The 19,348-nt window shown below is 39.5% G+C and carries 16 protein-coding genes and 3 tRNA genes; 17 read left to right on the forward strand and 2 right to left on the reverse strand.

Features of this window, described 5'->3' with window-relative positions:
- Positions 1-145 precede the first annotated feature (145 nt).
- The 6 genes from E7303_RS16375 to E7303_RS16400 all read left to right on the forward strand — a co-directional run bounded on the left by E7303_RS16375 (position 146) and on the right by E7303_RS16400 (position 4,498).
- A tRNA-Asp gene (locus E7303_RS16375) sits at positions 146-219 on the forward strand.
- Positions 220-248: 29 nt separating this feature from the next.
- Positions 249-321, forward strand: a tRNA-Val gene (locus tag E7303_RS16380).
- Between the two features lie 29 nt (positions 322-350).
- Positions 351-423 (forward strand) — tRNA-Thr (locus E7303_RS16385).
- 167 nt (positions 424-590) lie between these two features.
- A complete protein-coding gene (locus E7303_RS16390) occupies positions 591-2,333 on the forward strand; it encodes an ABC transporter ATP-binding protein/permease (protein WP_292146491.1) in 1,743 nt (580 codons plus the stop codon).
- A complete protein-coding gene (locus E7303_RS16395) occupies positions 2,326-3,987 on the forward strand; it encodes an amino acid ABC transporter ATP-binding/permease protein (protein WP_292146492.1) in 1,662 nt (553 codons plus the stop codon). Before E7303_RS16390 ends, E7303_RS16395 begins: the two co-directional genes overlap by 8 nt.
- Positions 3,988-4,090: 103 nt before the next feature.
- Positions 4,091-4,498, forward strand: coding sequence for a hypothetical protein (locus E7303_RS16400; RefSeq protein ID WP_292146493.1), 408 nt, complete (start codon positions 4,091-4,093; stop codon positions 4,496-4,498).
- A gap of 51 nt (positions 4,499-4,549) precedes the next feature.
- Here the strand turns inward: E7303_RS16400 and E7303_RS16405 are convergent, their stop codons facing one another.
- The gene (locus E7303_RS16405) at positions 4,550-5,545 is read right to left on the reverse strand and encodes an asparaginase (RefSeq protein WP_292146495.1); all 996 of its coding nucleotides are present in this window, start codon (positions 5,543-5,545) and stop codon (positions 4,550-4,552) included.
- A gap of 181 nt (positions 5,546-5,726) precedes the next feature.
- Here E7303_RS16405 and E7303_RS16410 point away from each other — a divergent pair, with 181 nt between their 5' ends.
- The 9 genes from E7303_RS16410 (at position 5,727) to E7303_RS16450 (ending at position 15,782) form a co-directional block, all read left to right on the forward strand.
- On the forward strand, positions 5,727-7,886 hold the full coding sequence (locus E7303_RS16410; RefSeq protein WP_292146496.1) for an ATP-dependent helicase: 2,160 nt from the start codon (positions 5,727-5,729) through the stop codon (positions 7,884-7,886).
- A gap of 234 nt (positions 7,887-8,120) precedes the next feature.
- Positions 8,121-8,585 carry an Hsp20/alpha crystallin family protein gene (locus E7303_RS16415; protein ID WP_292146498.1) on the forward strand — a complete coding sequence of 155 codons (465 nt, stop codon included), beginning with the start codon at positions 8,121-8,123 and terminating at the stop codon, positions 8,583-8,585.
- 149 nt (positions 8,586-8,734) lie between these two features.
- On the forward strand, positions 8,735-9,604 hold the full coding sequence (locus E7303_RS16420) for a YitT family protein (RefSeq protein ID WP_292146499.1): 870 nt from the start codon (positions 8,735-8,737) through the stop codon (positions 9,602-9,604).
- 90 nt (positions 9,605-9,694) lie between these two features.
- Positions 9,695-10,522, forward strand: coding sequence for an exodeoxyribonuclease III (locus E7303_RS16425; RefSeq protein WP_292146500.1), 828 nt, complete (start codon positions 9,695-9,697; stop codon positions 10,520-10,522).
- A 63-nt stretch (positions 10,523-10,585) separates the two neighbouring features.
- Entirely contained in the window at positions 10,586-11,347 is a 762-nt protein-coding gene (locus E7303_RS16430; RefSeq protein WP_292146501.1) for a tRNA threonylcarbamoyladenosine dehydratase, read from the forward strand.
- 32 nt (positions 11,348-11,379) lie between these two features.
- Complete coding sequence (locus tag E7303_RS16435) at positions 11,380-13,011, forward strand: RsiV family protein (protein WP_292146503.1); 1,632 nt, start codon at positions 11,380-11,382, stop codon at positions 13,009-13,011.
- A gap of 55 nt (positions 13,012-13,066) precedes the next feature.
- Positions 13,067-13,849, forward strand: a complete 783-nt coding sequence (locus E7303_RS16440; RefSeq protein ID WP_292146504.1) for a biotin--[acetyl-CoA-carboxylase] ligase — start codon at positions 13,067-13,069, stop codon at positions 13,847-13,849.
- Between the two features lie 100 nt (positions 13,850-13,949).
- A complete protein-coding gene (locus E7303_RS16445; protein ID WP_074890926.1) occupies positions 13,950-14,513 on the forward strand; it encodes a biotin transporter BioY in 564 nt (187 codons plus the stop codon).
- Positions 14,514-14,681: 168 nt separating this feature from the next.
- On the forward strand, positions 14,682-15,782 hold the full coding sequence (locus tag E7303_RS16450) for an HAD family hydrolase (protein WP_292146506.1): 1,101 nt from the start codon (positions 14,682-14,684) through the stop codon (positions 15,780-15,782).
- A 55-nt stretch (positions 15,783-15,837) separates the two neighbouring features.
- Here the strand turns inward: E7303_RS16450 and E7303_RS16455 are convergent, their stop codons facing one another.
- Positions 15,838-16,863, reverse strand: a complete 1,026-nt coding sequence (locus E7303_RS16455; RefSeq protein ID WP_292146507.1) for a DUF2804 domain-containing protein — start codon at positions 16,861-16,863, stop codon at positions 15,838-15,840.
- A 121-nt stretch (positions 16,864-16,984) separates the two neighbouring features.
- Here E7303_RS16455 and E7303_RS16460 point away from each other — a divergent pair, with 121 nt between their 5' ends.
- Together E7303_RS16460 and E7303_RS16465 are read left to right on the forward strand one after the other, a co-directional pair.
- Positions 16,985-18,391, forward strand: a complete 1,407-nt coding sequence (locus E7303_RS16460; protein WP_292146508.1) for an aldehyde dehydrogenase family protein — start codon at positions 16,985-16,987, stop codon at positions 18,389-18,391.
- A 20-nt stretch (positions 18,392-18,411) separates the two neighbouring features.
- Positions 18,412-18,948: a histidine phosphatase family protein gene (locus E7303_RS16465; RefSeq protein ID WP_292146509.1), complete on the forward strand. Its 537-nt coding sequence runs from the start codon at positions 18,412-18,414 to the stop codon at positions 18,946-18,948.
- Positions 18,949-19,348: the final 400 nt, after the last annotated feature.

Here is a 19,348-nt window from a genome sequence, read left to right on the forward strand (position 1 = left end):
AGCTGATGTGTACTAATAGGTCGAGGGCTTATCCATAAAGGTAAGTATAGAGAATTGGATTTAGAAATCAGTGTTCGTGTTTTGAAGGTACAAAGAAAAAAAACACATGCAATGCATGTGTTTTGTGTTATAATAATAAAATGATGGCCCGGTGGCTCAGCTGGTTAGAGCGCCGCCCTGTCACGGCGGAGGTCAGGGGTTCGAACCCCCTCCGGGTCGCTCAACTTCATATTTTATTTATTTTGAACGGGATCTTAGCTCAGCTGGGAGAGCATCTGCCTTACAAGCAGAGGGTCACAGGTTCGAGCCCTGTAGGTCCCATTTTTCTACTAAACACAATTCGTGTGTAAGCCGATGTGGCTCAATTGGCAGAGCAGCTGATTTGTAATCAGCAGGTTAACGGTTCGAGTCCGCTCATCGGCTCTATAGAAGCAGAAGTCTTAATTGATTTCTGCTTTTTTATTGCAGATTTAACCTCGTATTATGTTACATTAAGTATATATGTAAATGTGGCTTTTTATTGAAAAAATGAAAGCCAAAGCGATATACTGAATGCATCGAATGGAGTTGTTTATAAAAGAGGGATATAAATGTTTGATAAAAGACTGATGAAGATGTGCCCGGAAAGTAAAAAATATATAATTGGAAATATTATTTTTCAATGGGCTGAACTTTTTACTAATGCTGTAATGATTGGTGTTATTGGGGCGTTTGTAGAAAAATTATATGAGAAAAAGCTTACGGCTAATATATTGATCAGTAGCATGATAATTCTTTTTGTAGCTCTTATATTGCGTTGGCTGGCAAGTTATAGTGCTACGAGGATGAGCTACTTGGCTTCAAAAACAGTAAAAAGAGTTATGAGAGAGCAGATCTATAAAAAGCTCCTGAAGCTGGGGAATACATACAGAGAACATGCTACCACTGCTGAATTGGTCCAGGAGTCTGTTGAAGGCGTTGAGCAACTTGAAAGTTATTTTGGTCAATACGTACCACAGTTCTTTTATGCTTTCCTAGCGCCTATCACATTGTTCTTTATGTTCGGAATAGCAGGGAGTTTTAAGGTGGCAGCTATTCTTCTTATTTGTGTGCCACTTATTCCCGGAGCCATTATGATGGTCCAGAAAATAGCTAAAAAGCTTCTTTCAAAGTATTGGGATCAGTATACAAAGCTGGGAAGTACATTTCTTGAAAATCTGCAGGGAATGACGACTCTTAAGACTTATCAGGCAGATGGATATAAAAACGATCAGATGAATGCAGAGTCTGAGAACTTCAGGCTGGTAACAATGAAAGTCCTGACAATGCAGCTTAATTCAATTATAATCATGGACTTTTTTGCCTATGGAGGTGCAGCACTTGGAATAGCTATGGCAGGAAAAACATTTTTGGATGGAAAAATAGGACTTGCCTCAGTAGTTTTTATGATCTTACTTTCAGCTGACTTCTTTTTACCAATGAGACGGCTTGGAAGCTACTTTCATGTGGCAATGAATGGAATGGCGGCAAGTGATAAGATATTCCGTTTTTTGGCAGAAAAAGAGCCTGATACTAAAATAAAAGATTTTCCACAGCAGTTAAGCGAAATCTCCCTGGATAAGGTGAACTTTTCATACGATTCGGATAGAGAAGTTTTACATGATGTTTCAATGTGCATTAAAATGGGGGAATTTACCGGAATTGTTGGCGAAAGCGGAAGCGGAAAATCCACAATTGCTTCATTGATCATGGGTAGAAATACTGTAATAGATGGTGAAGTTAATATCGGTGGAATAAACGTAAATGATATCAATGAAGAAGATTTATTGAGGAACATTACATATGTAGGGCTGGGAAGTGTGTTTTTCAAGGGAACAGTAAAAGAAAACCTTCTCATTGCGAAAGGAAAAGCAACAGAAAATGAGCTTTGGTCCGTACTTGAAGATTGTAATCTGGCCGACTTTTTCAGGGGTGAGAAAGGACTTGATACTATTCTTACTGAGAATGCAGGAAATCTTTCCGGCGGACAAAGGCAAAGACTTGCTCTTGCGAGGGCTCTTTTGCATGATTCAAGGGTGTATATCTTTGATGAGGCAACAAGTAATATAGATGTTGAAAGTGAAGAAGATATACTAAATGAGATAAAGAAACTGTCAAAGACAAAAACTATCATTATGATCACACATCGTCTAGCCAATGTTGTATCTGCAGACAGGATATTCTGTTTGGAAAGTGGAATAAAAAAGGGCGAAGGGAAGCATGAACAGCTTCTTGATACGTGCCCGGAATACAGGCAGCTTTGGAATACGCAAAAAGAGCTGGAGGAATTTGAAAAGGAGGCCAGTCATGAATAAAACAAGCAAAATCAAAGTGCTTTTAAGAATGCTCGTACTAGTAAAGCCTCTTTCAGGGTTCATGGTGCTGGCTGTTTGTCTGGGAACTTTTGGTTTTTTGACAGCACAGTTTATCCCGATCCTAGGCGGATATGCTGTTTTAACGGGGCTTGGGTACGATACAGGAATGAAATTTGGGACAATTGTGTTACTTCTTGTTTTGTTTGCACTGTTACGGTCTGTTTTCAGATTTTCAGAGCAAAGGACTAATCATTATATAGCCTTTACACTTCTTGCAATCATAAGGGACAAAGTTTTTAAAGCTCTTAGAAGACTATGTCCGGCAAAGCTTGAGGGCAGAGATAAGGGAGATCTGATCTCGCTTATCACTTCAGATGTCGAACTGCTTGAGGTTTTCTACGCTCACACCATTTCTCCAATATGTATTGCGATAATAACTGAGATGATCATGTGTCTTTTCATAGGAAGTTTCCATCCCATGCTCGGATTAGTAGCTTTGGCTGCATTTATAATTGTCGGAGTGGTTTTGCCCCTGTTAATCTCAAAAAGAAGTGGAACATTAGGAGATGAGCTGCGTGCTGAATCAGGAGAGCTGTCGGCGCACATGCTTGAAAGTATCCGAGGAATTGATGAGATACAGCAATATCATCATGGGGAGAGCAGGTTAAAAGAAATTTCGAATAAGACAAATGCCTTGTCTTTTAAGCAGAGTGTGTTGAACAAACTTACAGGAACAAATATAGCGCTTGCCAATACTTTAATCTGGCTATCTGATATTGTTATGTTATGTGTCTGTTATTACCTTTACTTCTCAGGAGAGATAGGTTTTGATGGATTCTTGATTCCGATGATCGCTCTTATGTCATCTTTTGGGCCGGTAACAGCACTTTCGGCATTGGGAACAACTATTCAAAGCACAATCGCTTCAGGTGCAAGAGTTTTAGCAATAATTGATGAACAACCTGAAACAGAATATATCTTTGGGTATGAAGACATTTCTTTTGACGGGGCTAAAGCTGATAAAGTTTCGTTCTCATACGAAGATGAGATTGTACTCGATGATATTTCAATGGACATAAATAATAATGAAATTGTTGGAATAGTTGGCCCCAGTGGATGTGGGAAATCTACATTACTTAAGCTCTTTATGAGGTTCTGGATGACAAAAGAGGGGCAGATCAGTGTTTCAGGTAAGAATGTAGAAAATATAAATACAGTCAACCTTCGAGATATTGAGAGTTATATGACTCAGGAAACACAGATTTTCAAGGATACCATTGCAGGAAATATCCGTATTGGGAAGCTGGATGCTACTGATGAAGAAGTGGTGGAGGCTTGCAAGAGGGCATCTATCCATGATTTTATTATGACTTTGCCGAAAGGATATGATACAGAAGTTGGCGAATTGGGTAGCACTCTTTCGGGAGGTGAGAGGCAGAGGATCGGGCTTGCGCGAGCATTTTTACATGATGCCCCATTTATGCTTCTCGATGAACCTACAAGTAGCCTTGATAGTCTTAATGAAGCCATTATATTGAAGGCGCTAAAAGAGTATGCCAAGAACAAAGCGGTGCTCATAGTATCACATAGACCATCTACAATGTGTATTGCTGACAGAACGATTTCAATGGAGCCAGCGCACAGAATGGTATAATAATGCAAAACAGTGATGTACAGGCTTTTTCTATTGTGACTCTAATGATATAATTATCGTGAAAGCGATAATAATGCATATTTATTATGCAGAAAGAAATAATATGGAGTTAAAAAACTGCTCGACATGTCATAGGGTTTTTCAATATCCCGGCTATGGGTATATTTTGTGCCCGGAATGTCGTCGAACAGACGAGGCACAGTTTCAGCTTGTTAAGAAATTCTTAGATCAGTACCCTGGTGCGGAAGGAAAAGAAGTTTTTTTAGCTACAGGAGTTCCAATAAACACTTTGATCAAGTGGGTGCGAGAAGGGCGGCTGGTTTCATCTAATGCGGTAAATCTTGGCGCTGTCTGCGATATTTGTGGTAAGCCTGTATGCACGGGAAAGCTTTGCCCTGAGTGTAAAAAAGACATAGTAAAACAATTTAAAGAATCTGAAGCTGAAGATATAGAAAAAGTAGAAAAGATAATTCCGAAATCACATGATAAAGGAATGAAGTTTTTGCATTAATTAAACCCAGGTAACGGAAATAAATCACTAACTCCGTTACCTGGGTCTTTTTTATTTATTGATCTCACCTGCAATATTGATTGAGTAATAGTCTCTGATTTCTGAAGGATTTTCTGTCATTCCAAGAATCCACATGAGTTTTGTTAATGCGGCTTCGCTTGTCATGTCGTGAGCCTGAAGGGCACCTATTTCAAGAGATCTTTTACCCGTCTCATAAACGTCCATCTTTGAGCCTTCATAAGGACATTGAGTTCCAATAACAACTGTTATTCCATTATTGATCAACTTCTCTATAGTACTGATAAAATCGTGGTTTACAAAAGGAAGACCACCGATTCCGTAGGCTTCGATATAGATGCCTTTATAGCCCTGTTCAGCCAGAGATTCCAAAAGGCTTCTGTGCATTCCAGGGAACATTTTTAGCATACATACCTTTGTAGAGTAGGAATCTGATAAATGGAAAACCCCGTTTCTTACAGGAACAGCTTTTTCATCGATGCTCATACCAAGTGAACTGATAGTTGCCACATTAGGGTAATTGATACTTTCAAAGGCATCAAAACTAAGTGATCTGACTTTCGATGCTCTGCAGCCAAGCATTACCTTTCTGTTAAAGGCAACAAACACACCGGGAATACCGCTTGCAGCCATGTGGATGGCGCATCTGCAGTTTTCCATTGCATCGGCGACAGGATTGGTAATAGAAAGCTGTGATCCGGTTACAACAACAGGAATATTGATATTTCTCAGCATGAATGAGAGCATGGAAGAAGTGTAAGCCATGGTATCAGTGCCATGAATTACAACAATTCCGTCATGGTCATTTCTAACTTCACTTATTCGTCTGGCAAGTTTTGCCCAATCCTCAGGGAAGATGTTTGCACTGTCTAAAGAGCAGAAATCCTCAATCTCAAGGGTTGTATCCCCTGAAACCATGTGAAGCTCTTTCTGCATATCTATAGTAGTAAGTCCCGGTGCCAAACCATTTTCTTTCATGACTGAAGATAAGGTTCCGCCTGTATTTATAATGAGAATGTTTTTACTCAAGATTCAATCTCCTTTTGTAATGAAATCATTGATAATTACAACATACAAATTGGAGTCTTGCAAGGTGCTTAGCTGATAAAAAAATCTGTTGCAAAATCGAACAGCTGTTCTTATAATGAACTCAGTGTAGTATACGTCGAATTTGTTCGAATTTGTTTGTAAAAGTAAGTGGGAGCATGTAATGTTGGAACTTTTAGATAATCTCAATGAAGCCCAGAAAGAGGCTGTAACAACTACAGAAGGGTATATACGTGTTATAGCAGGCGCAGGTAGTGGCAAGACAAAAGCTCTTTCTACCCGTTTTGCGTACCTTGTTAATGGTCTTGGTATTATGCCGGGGCATATTCTCTGCGTGACTTTTACGAATAAATCTGCCAATGAAATGAGACAGAGGATCCATGCCCTTACAGGGGACAATGATACTGGATATATCAATACTTTCCATGGTTTTTGCGTTTCAATCCTTCAGGAGGATTCGCATGCTGTTCAATATCCCAAGAATTTCCTTGTTCTGGATAATTCAGATATCGATGACATTCTTAAGATAATATATGAAGAGAGAGGGCTGTCACTTCGTGATATGACCTTTAGTTCTGCAAGGGACATGTTTGAGATAAGAAAGCTATTTGAAGAGCCGGAATATTACCTTGATATGCTCACGATGCCTCTTGAGACGCTTAAGGACAAATATGACAAGGCAACAGAGGTAAAAGACATCCTGTTTTACGGGTATCTTTATCAGGAGAAAAAGTGCTTCGGCCTTGATTATAACGATCTTATAAAGTTTTCTCTTTATATTTTTAAAGAGAACCCGGATATAAAGCTTAAGTGGCAAAAAAGACTTGAATATATCATGATTGATGAGTTTCAGGATATAGATAGTCTGCAGTATGAGCTCATGGAGGTTTTAGCCGGATATCATAAAAATCTTTTTATTGTAGGGGATCCTGACCAGACAATCTATACCTGGAGAGGGGCTAATGTTAAGTATCTTCTTGATTTTGACAAGAATTTCCATGATGTTAAGACCATTATGATGAATGACAACTACAGGTCAACACCTCAGATATTGTCTGCTGTTAATTCGCTGATCGATAAGAACAGGTTCAGGATAAAAAAAGACCTCGTTCCAACAATTGCAGATGGAGAAAGTGTTTTGTGCCACCTGGCACCTAATACTTCTGATGAAGCAGATTGGATAACCGGCGAAATACTTGCTCTTAAGGGATATGGGGTTAAATATAGCGATATCACTATTCTTTACAGAGCTCACTATGTAACCAGAACTGTGGAAGAGGGGCTCATGAAGGAAAAGATTCCTTATTCAATATATTCTGGCGTTCAGTTTTTTGGAAGAGCAGAAATCAAGGATGCATTATGTTATCTGAGAATGCTGGTTTACAGAGACGATATTTCTTTTCGCCGTATTGCAAATGTCCCCAAAAGGAATCTTGGAAAAAGACGCATGAGCTTTTTAGAGCAATACGCAGCTGATAATAGATGCTCATTGTACATGGCTCTGAATGAAAATCTTGAAAATGAATTGTTTAAGGGGACAAAAGCGGGACAGTTTATAGAACTTATAGAGCATTTTTCTGAGAGCTATGAAGGACTTCCGGTGTCTGAAGTCCTTGCAAAGATCTTAAATGACAGTGGATATGAAGCTATGCTAAGAACAGAAGGAGCTCAGGAGAGGCTTGATAATCTCGCTGAGCTTAAACAGTCAGTTTTTGAATATGAGACAACCTGCGGTGAAGAGGTAGGACTTGAGGATTACCTGAAGCATATAGCTCTTTTTACCAATGCTGATTCTTATGCGGGTGAGCAGGACAAGGTAAGGCTTATGACTGTACATGCAGCTAAAGGCCTTGAATTTCCGTATGTCTTTTTGTGTGGCATGAACGAGGGAATATTCCCATCGAGAAAGGTCCACACACTTGAGGGTATGGAAGAGGAAAGGCGCCTTGCTTTCGTTGCCATGACTAGAGCTAAAAAGAGACTGTTTATATCGGAAGCCGGAGGCAATACATTTGAAGGTATTCCTCGTTATCCTTCGAGATTTATCATGGACATAGACAGAGATTTGCTTGAATTTACTCAAAAGCCTGATGAGAACATGATGACAGCTGTTCGCAAGTTTATAGACAATGACTCCAGGCATTTAAAAGGTGCTTCAAAGCTCAATCTTCTTGAAAAAGGACAAAGAGTCAGGCATGCCATACTAGGAATGGGAACAATTCTTGATATAAACTTGGATGAAGAGAGCTATCTTATCAAATTTGATGAGATGGAGACTCCAAGGCAGATTGCGATGAAGGTAAATCTTAAACCAGTAAATTAAGGCAGATAAAACAGGTTATTTGTCTGATAGATTAAATTTGTAATGTTTTATGCAATATCTTTTTATCCAAATTAGCACTCTCTGTTGACGAGTGCTAATAGTGGTGTTATAGTATCTATAGAACAAAGGAACAGAGAAGACCGTTAGGACTTTAAGATTCCAATGATCCAACCCCTCCGTCCCAATGCTCATTTACAAATAATCAATTGTTTATGTGCAAAGGAGGTAATTATTATGTTAGCACCTAGTATTTTTGAAGAGAACTTTATGGATGATCTGTTTGGATTCCCGTATATGAAGGAATTCGACAATATGGAGCGTGGTCTTGAGCGTAAGCTCTACGGCAGAAAAGCTTCAAGGATGATGAAGACAGACATCAGAGAAAAAGATGACAATTATGAAGTTTCTATTGATCTTCCGGGCTTCAAAAAAGAAGAAATAACAGTAGAGCTTGACAAGGGTTATCTGACGATTAGTGCGTCTAAGGGCATGGATCACGATGATAATGATAAAAAGGGTAAGCTCATTCGTCAGGAAAGATACGCAGGATCAATGACCAGAAGCTTCTACATTGGCGAAAATGTACAGAAAGAAGATATTGAGGCAACTTACAGACATGGTGTTCTTACTCTGACAGTACCTAAGAAGGCTATGGAAAAGACTCTACCAGAAAAAAATCTGATAGCGATTGAGGGATAATATTAAACAGTTAGTAGCACGAACGGGGCTGTCGCTTTAGATGATTAAATCTAAAGCGACAGCCCCTTTTTATTGTTTGAAATATAAGGTTTTAAGTATATAATTCTATATGCTGAAAATTTTTGTAGAAAAAGGTTGGAATTATCTAAATGAAAAGGTTTGCACTTATAAAAGAAATATTTATTTTGACAATGGCCACAATAATCATCGGAGCGGCTGTTTTCTTTTTCCTTATGCCAAGTCATGCAACAGTGAGCAGTATAGCCGGATTATCCATTGTTTTAACTAACTTTGTTCCACTGCCGGTTTCAATGATAACGATGATATTGAATGTATTTCTTTTGATAATAGGTTTTATAACCTGTGGCCCAGAGTTTGGGTATAAAACAGTATATACATCAATATTGCTTCCTGTGGTGATTGGCGTATTTGAAAGGGCTTTTCCTGACTTTGAGTCTTTTACAGGAGACGCAACTCTTGATGTTTTGTGCTATATATTTTTTGTGAGTATCGGGATTGCGATTCTTTTTAACAGAAACGCTTCCTCAGGAGGGCTGGATATTGTCGCCAAAATCCTGAACAAATACTTAAGGATTGACCTTGGAAAGGCAATGTCAGCTGCAGGGCTGTGTGTTGCAGCATCTTCAATACTTGTTTATGATTCCAAGACCCTGCTTCTTAGTATCTTGGGAACATATTTCAACGGAGTGATCCTTGATCATTTCATTTTTGACCAGAAGCTTAAGAGAAGAGTATGTATTGTTTCGCCATTTGAGAAGGATATTCGAGAGTTTATCCTGAACGAACTTCACAGTGGAGCTAGTATCTATAAAGCAATCGGTGCTTATCGCATGCAGGAGCATGATGAAATCATTACTATCGTTGATAAAAACGAATTCCAGAAACTGATGGCTTTTATTGATAAGGTAGATCCGCAGGCCTTTGTTACAGTTTATAAGGTCAGTGAGATGCAGTACAGATCAAAATCAATGCCAGAGAGGATTTTCGGAGAACTGTGAGTTTGGCATGGCCGCCGGACTGGCTGAGACAATGGGTCTGATTTCATGTATAATTAAACATGACATTTTAATAAGAAAAGGAGACAATTTATGAAATTTATTTCCTGGAACATAGATTCAATTAATGCTGCTCTTACAGGCACAAGTCCTCGTTCAGACTTAAGCAGACAGGTTTTGGATACAATAACCAAGGAAAATGCCGATATTATTGCCATTCAGGAGACAAAGCTTCCTGAAGCAGGCATGAATTCCAAACAGGAAGAGGCTTTGAAAGCATATTTTTCTGATTATGACTATGTATATGTTAGTTCCAGAGAGCCTGCAAGAAAGGGATATGCAGGAACTATGGCACTTTACAAAAAAGATATCAAGGTAGTAGCAAGCTTTCCTGAAATAGGTGCCCCTGACACAATGGATAGTGAGGGAAGAATGATCACCTTAGAGCATGACAAGTTCTTTTTTAACCTGGTATATACTCCTAACGCAGGGGATGGGTTAAAAAGACTAAAAGAGCGTCAGGAGTGGGATGTTCAGTACACAAAATACCTGAAATCTCTCGATGAGGTTAAGCCGGTTATTTCCTGTGGAGATTATAACGTGGCCCACGAGGAGATTGACCTTGCAAATCCAGACAGCAATCATATGTCAGCAGGTTTTACAGATGAAGAAAGAGCTGGTTTTACTAATCTTTTAAATGCCGGATTTGTTGATACATTCAGGCATGTGCACGGAGATATTCCAAATGTTTACTCTTGGTGGGCTCAGCGCATCAAGACAAGTAAGATTAATAATTCAGGCTGGAGAATTGACTATTTCCTTGTCAGCGACAGGATAAAAGATAAGGTCACAAGGTCAGATATGTTGGATTCCGGGGCAAGGCAGGATCATACTCCAATTGCTCTTGAGATCGAACTGTAAGATAGAATTTGACGATATTATAAGTTTTGAAGGTAAACAGAGCTTTAGGAAGGTTGTACTTTAATGTTAGATCAGTTTTCAAGGACTCAGTTATTATATGGCGCGGAAGCCATGGAAAAACTTGCTTCTGCACGAGTTGCTGTTTTCGGAATAGGCGGAGTGGGCGGTTATGTAGTTGAGGCTCTTGCCAGAAGCGGAGTAGGTGCACTTGACCTCATTGATAATGATGAGGTTTGTGCTTCGAATCTCAACAGGCAGATAATCGCAACAACAAAGACCATTGGAAAATACAAGGTTGATGTGGCAGAGGAAAGAATTCACGATATAAATCCTGATTGCAGAGTCAGGACCTATAAAACATTCTTTTTACCTGAGACAAAGGACCAGTTCAATTTTAGCGATTATGATTATGTTGTGGATGCAATTGATACTGTTACCGGAAAGCTTACTATCATAGAAATGGCAAAAGAGGCAAACATCCCGGTTATATCTTCAATGGGAGCAGGAAATAAGATAAATCCTGCGATGTTTGAAGTTGCTGATATATATGAGACCTCCATATGCCCGCTTGCCAAGGTAATGCGACATGAGTGTAAAAAAAGAGGAATCAGAGATCTGAAGGTTGTTTATTCAAAGGAAAAGCCAATACAGCCACAGGCAGATATGTCAAAAAGTGAAAATGATAACAACACCGTTTCTCAGGAAACAACAGGAAGAGATTCCAAACGCAGGGCGATTCCGGGGTCCACAGCATTTGTACCTTCTGTAGTAGGACTCATCATCGCCGGTGAAATCATAAATGATATTACAGGAATAAATAGATAACCATTATTACTGGTTAAAAGGGGAGATATGTTATGAAAAATAAAAAAGCAGTTGCTATTGTTATGCTTGCTTCAATGTGTCTTAGCGCATGTACAAGCGTAGGAAATAGTTCGAATGAGGATGGAGGTGCTGTCACTTCCGAGCCTATCGCCAGTAGCGAAAAATCAGACAATTCATCTGAGATTAGTGTAAATACCGGCTATCCAATCACACTCGTTAATCATGCTGTTACATCAAGTAATGAAGAAAGAGAATTATGTACCGGAAGCTATACAGAGATTGTTTTATCTGACGAGTATAAAGAAAAGTATCCCAAGCTTGCTGAATATGTTGCAAGCTACAATGACAATATCAGCTATGAAATACCTGAGAGGATTGCTGAATATGCTTCCTGGGTTCTGGAAGATACTTTTTATGAAGATGCTGTTTACTATGATGAGAATAAAGTGAATATAGCAAGGATTGATGATCGGCTTTTTTCAATGGAAGAGCAATATGAAAGCTTTTCAGGCGGGGCGCATCCTAATCATGCAACCGGCTCCATCAATATAGATCCGGTAACAGGCCAGATGCTAAGGCTCGATCAGGTGCTTAATGATAGTTCTGTTCTTTCAGAAGCTATAAGAACAGAACTTGAAAAGGCTTATCCGGGAATCATGGAAGAAGTGGATAGTTTTTATTATCAGGGCGAGGACGAAGACCCTGATCAGTTTGTACAGAAACTAAAAGATGATACCTATACCTGGAGCATAAATGCGGAGGGGCTTAGGATTCACTTTTCACCATATGAGATAGCTTCTTATGCTACCGGTGATCTTGATATTGTTCTATCTGTAAAAGATTATCCGAACCTCATACAGCCTGCTTTCCAGATGAGTGAAGCACAGGATATGACAAAGATCGTGACAAGGACTGAGGCAGAACCTATTAAGGTTGAACCAAAGGAAAGTGAACCAATCCCTGATAGCGTTATAATAGCAAATCCTACATGGAAGAGCTACAAGGCTGAAGGTGTGGTTGCGGGTACTGACCATATTAAACTTACTAAGACTAAAGAGGAAAAAACAGATTTCCTTGATACTTCCGTATGGGCAGAAAAACACGGTTTTATGCAGGAAGGACTTACTCATGAGGATGAGAATTATTTTTACTCAGGGGTAAATGAAGTATCTTATGGTAATACATTCCAGGGACTTCAGATTTATGATACCAGTATGGAAAAGATGTATTACAATTTTGACCTTTCAGAACTGTGTGATGGCCCGGATTATGAGGAAGAGAGAGTATCAGCCCAGAATCAGTTCATCAGATATGCTACAGTAGTTGATAACATTCTTTATGCTGAGCTTGGACACTGGGGATACGCCTCAGAAGAGCCATGGTCCAGTTATATCGTAGCTATCGATGTTAACACAAACGAGCTTTTATTCAGAAGTGAGCCGCTTGTTGCCAATGCAGGGAACTTTAGAGTGGTTGGAGATACAATAATCTGTGGCTACGGTTTTACAGCTGAGCCTGACTATATTTATCTTTTAGACAGATTTACGGGAGAAAAATACGATTCGATACCTGTCAATTCTGCAGCTGATCAGTTCCAGATCGTTGATGACACGCTTTATGTTGCTACATACAACACTGCATATGAATTTAGCATTACACGATAATTTGGCCACTGTAGTGTTTTGACTTCTATAAGAGCGATTAAGATTGAGATCAAATATGAGTACATCTGAGCGAGTTTTATTTATACTTGAATCTAATAAAGATAACTATACATCCGGAGAAGAGATGGCAAAGCAGTGCAGTGTTTCTAGAAATGCAGTGTGGAAAGCCATAAAGGATCTTCGAGAGAAGGGATACAATATTGAAGCGGTCAGCAACAAGGGTTACAGACTGGCAGATAATAATGACATTATATCTGTCGAAGGGATAAAGGCTGAGTTACCGGATGATTTTAATAAGGCTGACATATTTGTATATGATAGCCTTAAATCTACCAGTGATAAGGCAAAAGAGCTTGCTATGGCAGGAGCACCACACGGCACAGTCATAGTAGCTGCGACACAGACCGGCGGCAGAGGCAGAAAGGACCATTCATTCTTTTCTCCTGAAGGCGGGCTGTATATGAGCATTGTTTTAAAACCTGAGCTTTTGTTTAGTACAGATAGTAAGGAAGTTACTTCTTTTACCGGTAAGGCTGTAATAGATGCCATTAGGGAACTTTCGGGTATAGAAGCCTATATCGGAGGAATCAATGACCTTTACGTTGAGGGTAAAAAAATATGCGGCATTTTGCTGGAGTCTGGCAGTGAATTTGACAGTAATACTCTCCAATGGATAGTTGCCGGAATAGGAATCAACTTTGATTCTGATATAAGCGGATTCCCCGAGGATGTAAAAGAGCGAGCTTCCAGTTTATTTGAGGCCGGGAAGGCAACAATTACAAAAAACGCGCTCATAGCAAAAGTAATTGAGAAAATATTGGATTGTCAACCTAAATGATATAATTGGTTGACAATCTATTTTTGATGTGGTACCTTCATATAAGCGTTTTGAATCGTGTATTCGCGAATTTTTATTATAGTTGGAGGACTAAGACATCATGAGTAATGCAGAAGTAGTTAAAACACGAGAAAATTCAAAAGTATTGGATATGGTATACATAGCAATCAGCGCAGCACTGATAGCTATATGCTCCTGGATAAGCATTCCTACAGCAGTTCCATTTACACTTCAGACATTTGCTGTATTTTTTGTGCTTCTTTTACTTGGAGGCGAGAGGGGAACAATAGCAACTTTAGTATATGTGCTGCTTGGAGCTGTCGGAGTACCTGTATTTGCTGGCTTTAGCGGAGGAATCGGAATTCTTCTGGGAAGTACAGGCGGATACATCATTGGATTTTTATTTGTAGGTCTTATCTACATATTATTTGAGAAATTCTTTAAGAAAAATATTGTTATGAAAATTGTAGCACTTGTTCTTGGACTTGCAGTATGCTATGCGTTTGGAACAGCATGGTTCATGCACGTGTATATTAAGAGCAGCGGCGAAGTTGGACTTCTTACAGTACTTGGCTGGTGCGTATTCCCATTCATTATTCCTGATCTTATCAAGATGGCACTTGCTGTGGTTGTAGCAAAAAGAATCGAGCCTGTGATCAAGTAATAAAATAATAATTTATGATTACTTAAGAAAGTGTTGAAGCAAAATAAGCTGCAACACTTTTTTTTTCTTTTTCATTCGTATAAAATAGCATAGCTTGCAATTATCATTTCCACGTTTTGAAATGATTGCTATAATGTTATTATCACTTCATGATAAAGGAGAATAATTATGAAAAAGAGAAGCAGACTAAAGGTATTATCCATGCTGTTGGTAATGGTAATGATATTTGTTTGTGCAGGAATAACCGGATGTGGCAGCCAAAAAGGCAAGGCGCTTAACCAGTATTGGTCTGAGAATTCGGAAGCAGCAGAGAGCCTTAGAAGTTATGTAGCGATGGTTACCAATGAAAAAGATAAAGAGCATTTCATTCCTGTAGAGGATAGAATCGCTGTTTTTGACATGGATGGAACTCTGACTTGTGAAACATTCTATACATATTATGACACCATGATGTTTATCAATTACTGTCTGACAGATCATCCTGAAAAGGTGTCAGATGAGCTAAAAGCAGCCGCTGCAGAGATCAGACCCGGATATACAGCAGGTGAAGAGCTTGCGAGAAACTTCGCTAAAGCGTATGCAGGTATGACTATTCAGGAATTATACGATTATGCTGTTGAGTTTGGACAGAAGAATACGGATAGCTTCCAAAATATGAGATACATCGATGGCTTCTACCTTCCAATGGTTGAAGTAGTAAAATATCTCTACGACAACGACTTTACTATTTATGTTGTAAGCGGAACAGAGCGAACAACTTCACGTGCCATTATTGCCAATTCACCAATAAGTGAGTATGTTTCACCGGCGCATGTAATTGGTACTGAATTTGAGGTTAAGCAAAGAGGAAATGAGGACGTTCCGTCAAATATGGATTACAAGTACGCTGATGGCGATGACCTGGTATTTACAGGCGGATTTATCCAGAAAAATCTAAACTCCAACAAAGTAATCTATATAGAAAGAGAGATTGGAGTTCGCCCGGTTCTTGCCTTTGGAAACAGTGGCAGTGATACAAGTATGATGAATTATGTTCTTGATAAGAGAAACCCGTATCCATCTCAGGCTTACATGGTCGTAGCTGATGATGATGTACGTGAGTGGGGCAAGCAGGATTGGACTGAGAAATCTGCCGAATACAGAGAACAGGGCTACGTACCAGTTTCAATGAAAAATGACTTTTTGAAAATCTACCCAGATACAATTAAGCGGTCAGAAGTACAGTTTGTTGAGCCAGAGGAGCAGGAAGAAGGAGAGGGAGCTGCATAAAATGGCCCGGAGGGACGGAGTTAGTGGTTCGTTTTTGCAGGCATTATAACAGATATTAGTACTTGTTATGCACTTTTTCAGCAAAACACATGATATTTTTTACATTGATCTTAGTGCCATCATCAAGAATGGCAGTTCCACTCATTTTGCCAAAAACCTGGTGCTGGTCTGAAACTATGATCTTGTAATCAAGGCAGGCAGCCCTGTCCAGGACAGGGACAAAATCCATTTCAAATCGGCCGTCTGATGATGTGAATTTCCAAGGCTCCATATAGCTGCTTTCAGGTATATGGAACGTGATATCGTCTAGTTTGTGGGCTTTTCCATTGTAAAAAATAATATTTTCAGTTGCGGCTTTGGTGTTTCCAAAGCCGTAACCTATGTTAAAACCAAAGGAGTTACCATCTATATCAGCATTGCCTGATCCCCAGTGCCATGTATTGTCATAGGTCCAAACGCCTCGACCCCAGTCAAGGGTGCCAAAATCCGTGGAAGGGTTGAATTCATATTTTTTCCCATTAAATTCCATAAAGCCTGACGCACGCATGCAGTTTATCTTTTGATTATAGTAAAATGCGTGCTTTTTATCCCAAGGCGTGGCAATTACCATGGAATCCATTGGCGGCTGCGCAAGGGTAATGTCACAGGCAAAAGTTTTTCCTTCAAAAAAGTTCTCAAAATGGCATGTGATATGTCTTTTACCATCATTGGCTTCAAATTTCATCTGAAGCCTTTCATCTTCATAAAGGGTTACACCGGATTCGGAAGATGAAGGGAGAGCGAGCTTTCCCATGGGAAAGGCATTGAGTACAGTTTCCGTGTGCTCCCAGGGAGTGTCTCCAAATTCAAGAAGCGAAACGGATTGCAGGCCAATGTAGCCATCATCAGAAATTGTGAAGGCACCGGCAAAAGAATCAGATAAAACCAGATAATAATCCCACTCTTTAATGCGCCACTTGGGAGCTTTTATCATTCCTCTGTCATATTTTTGCAAAAGAGATCTTGACCAGCCAGGTTCTATCAGCTCACCGTCAGGCCCCAGAAGTGGATGAACAGTTGTAACCTCATGATTTCTCCCCATAATCCCCTCCGTTTTCACGATTATTATTGATTGATATAATAATATTATCACTCGCTGAGTTTTTTTAATATACTGCGTGATACAATTTTGTTAATGGGCTAGCTCATAAGGAGGGCAGGTTATGTATACAGAATCTGATGTTAAGAAAATAGTAGAAAAACAGCGAGATTTCTTTAAATCAGGAAAGACCTTGGACATAGATTTCCGTATAAGGCAGCTTCAAAGGTTGAAAAAATTGGTATTGGAACATAGAACTGATATAGAAGATGCCCTTTATAATGACCTTGGACGTACTCCTCTCGAGGCCTATTTTTGTGATGTTGGAAGCCTTGTTCTCGAAATTAATGAGACAATACGAGGCATTAGGAAATGGGCAAAGCCGGAGACTCATTTCAGTGGAATTCACTGTTTCCCAAGCGTGATAACAAAAGTTTATAAGATGCCTTACGGAGTATCGCTTATAATCAGCCCCTTTAATTTTCCGTTTATGCTGTCAATTGGCGTTTTGATTGCAAGTATAGCTGGAGGGAATACTGCAGTTATTAAGGCCAGTTCCAAGTCAACTTCAAGCACAGCTCTTTTAAAAAAGATGATTGCTGAGATCTTTCCGGAAAAGTATGTAACAGTACTGGATGGCGGTCATAATGTTGCGGATATGTGTCTGGCACAGCGTTTCGACAAGATCTTTTACACAGGATCCCCGAAAGTTGGAGTTCATGTGCTCTCAGAAGCTGCAAAAAATCTGACTTCAACAGCTCTTGAACTCGGAGGAGAAACCGGGAATTGGTGCATAATCAGGAAAGATGCGGATTTAAAAGATGCTGCAAGAAAAATCGCATTTTTTAAGCTGTTAAATTCCGGACAGATATGCACAAATATAAACCAGATTGCCGTTGCTGAAGAAGTCAGTGATGAATTTGTCCATGAGCTGAAAAAAGCTTTTTCCAAGCAAATTGGTGACGATCCATTAAATAATCCTGAATATCCGCACCTCATTGGGAAAACTGCCTATGACAAGTGCGCAGGTATAGTAGATGACTATAGGGAGAGAGTGGTATATGGCGGAAAAGGTGATGAGAGCTCTTTTAAATACGAACCTACTGTTATATATCCGGTAGATATTGATGAAGAATTAGTTCAAAAAGAGCTTTTTTGCCCGATTCTTCCTATAGTGAAATATAAAGACAGTGCAATCAGGGATGTGTTAAATACAATTTCCGAGAGAGAGCATGGACTTACACTCTATATCTTTACGCGCAATGTGGACTGGGCAAAAAAAGTTATGCAGAGGATGCAGTTTGGCGGTGGATGTATTAACGAAGTATGTCTTCACATGATGGTCAAGGGCGTTCCGTTTAATGGTGTAGGTCACTCCGGCATGGGAGCATATCATGGCAAATGGGGATTTGACGAATTTACGCATCCAACGACAGTTCTTATAGGTGCCATAAAAGGGAATCTGTCGATGCGAGAGCACCCTTACGGAAAAAGTTGGAAAAGAGCACTAATAGAGCTCTTCGAGAGATAAGAACATAAAAGGGAAAAAGAATGGATCATTTTTACTTTGTAAGACACGGTGAGACCGTGTGGAATGTAGAAAACAAAATTTGCGGAGCAACTGACATAGAACTCACTGAAAGAGGCCATCAGCAGGCCATAGAGACAGGACATAAAATACTGGAAATGGGAATTAAGGCGGATGTTATACTTACATCGCCTCTTATCAGGGCAAAGGAAACTGCGAGGCATATCTCAGAAATAACAGGTATCCCTATGGAAGTTGAGCAGCGGCTTATAGAACAAAACTATGGAATCTGGGAATCCACCCCACGCGATGGCAAAGAATTCCACGAAGCCAAAAAAGACATGGCAAGCCGCTTTGGAACAGGGGAATCCATGCTCCAGATGGCCCAGAGAATCTACAACCTCATCGATGATGTAAAAAAGAGCGATAAAGAGTGCATTCTCGTGGCACATAATGGAATAGTCAGAATTGTTGAGTCCTATTTCAGAGACATGAACAATGAGGAATTCTCATGCTTTGGTATCAGAAACTGCGAAGTTAAAAGGTATGATTTTACTTGATTTCTTTTAACTTATAGGGAGGCTGATCTCTGCATGAGTGCAATTCATGCCCATTACGTACTCATAGCCTCAGCTTCTGATGTCATCTACGTAATTAAAACCGGTCGACGCGCAATGTACGATAACAATCTTTTTTCATATGCTCCCCAAATATATATAAGAAAATAATGAAAGCTACATACTGTGCGAATTTCGGTATTTTCATATGAGAACACATTCCTACAATAATGATATACTTCAATTTGAACCCAGATTCTAAAAAATAAATTTGAAATTTTGAGACATGAAGGGTTAAAGATCAACTTTTGATTATGATTGAGAAGATGCAGAGCCTCGGATTGTGTTGGTAAATAAGGATACTACTGCATATTACAAGAAATTTTGAAATGTGCAGTAGGGT

It is taken from the genome of Butyrivibrio sp., from assembly GCF_015056685.1.
GTDB lineage: Bacteria > Bacillota > Clostridia > Lachnospirales > Lachnospiraceae > Butyrivibrio.

Excerpts from the sequence above, each read along its gene's own strand:
- E7303_RS16400 (WP_292146493.1), top strand. The coding sequence starts at position 4,091 with ATGGAGTTAAAAAACTGCTCGACATGTCATAGGGTTTTTCAATATCCC.
- E7303_RS16390 (WP_292146491.1), top strand. The coding sequence starts at position 591 with ATGTTTGATAAAAGACTGATGAAGATGTGCCCGGAAAGTAAAAAATAT.
- E7303_RS16425 (WP_292146500.1), top strand. The coding sequence starts at position 9,695 with ATGAAATTTATTTCCTGGAACATAGATTCAATTAATGCTGCTCTTACA.
- E7303_RS16450 (WP_292146506.1), top strand. The coding sequence starts at position 14,682 with ATGAAAAAGAGAAGCAGACTAAAGGTATTATCCATGCTGTTGGTAATG.
- E7303_RS16435 (WP_292146503.1), top strand. The coding sequence starts at position 11,380 with ATGAAAAATAAAAAAGCAGTTGCTATTGTTATGCTTGCTTCAATGTGT.
- E7303_RS16410 (WP_292146496.1), top strand. The coding sequence starts at position 5,727 with ATGTTGGAACTTTTAGATAATCTCAATGAAGCCCAGAAAGAGGCTGTA.
- E7303_RS16430 (WP_292146501.1), top strand. The coding sequence starts at position 10,586 with ATGTTAGATCAGTTTTCAAGGACTCAGTTATTATATGGCGCGGAAGCC.
- E7303_RS16455 (WP_292146507.1), bottom strand. The coding sequence starts at position 16,863 with ATGGGGAGAAATCATGAGGTTACAACTGTTCATCCACTTCTGGGGCCT.
- E7303_RS16420 (WP_292146499.1), top strand. The coding sequence starts at position 8,735 with ATGAAAAGGTTTGCACTTATAAAAGAAATATTTATTTTGACAATGGCC.
- E7303_RS16395 (WP_292146492.1), top strand. The coding sequence starts at position 2,326 with ATGAATAAAACAAGCAAAATCAAAGTGCTTTTAAGAATGCTCGTACTA.
- E7303_RS16440 (WP_292146504.1), top strand. The coding sequence starts at position 13,067 with ATGAGTACATCTGAGCGAGTTTTATTTATACTTGAATCTAATAAAGAT.
- E7303_RS16465 (WP_292146509.1), top strand. The coding sequence starts at position 18,412 with ATGGATCATTTTTACTTTGTAAGACACGGTGAGACCGTGTGGAATGTA.
- E7303_RS16445 (WP_074890926.1), top strand. The coding sequence starts at position 13,950 with ATGAGTAATGCAGAAGTAGTTAAAACACGAGAAAATTCAAAAGTATTG.
- E7303_RS16460 (WP_292146508.1), top strand. The coding sequence starts at position 16,985 with ATGTATACAGAATCTGATGTTAAGAAAATAGTAGAAAAACAGCGAGAT.
- E7303_RS16415 (WP_292146498.1), top strand. The coding sequence starts at position 8,121 with ATGTTAGCACCTAGTATTTTTGAAGAGAACTTTATGGATGATCTGTTT.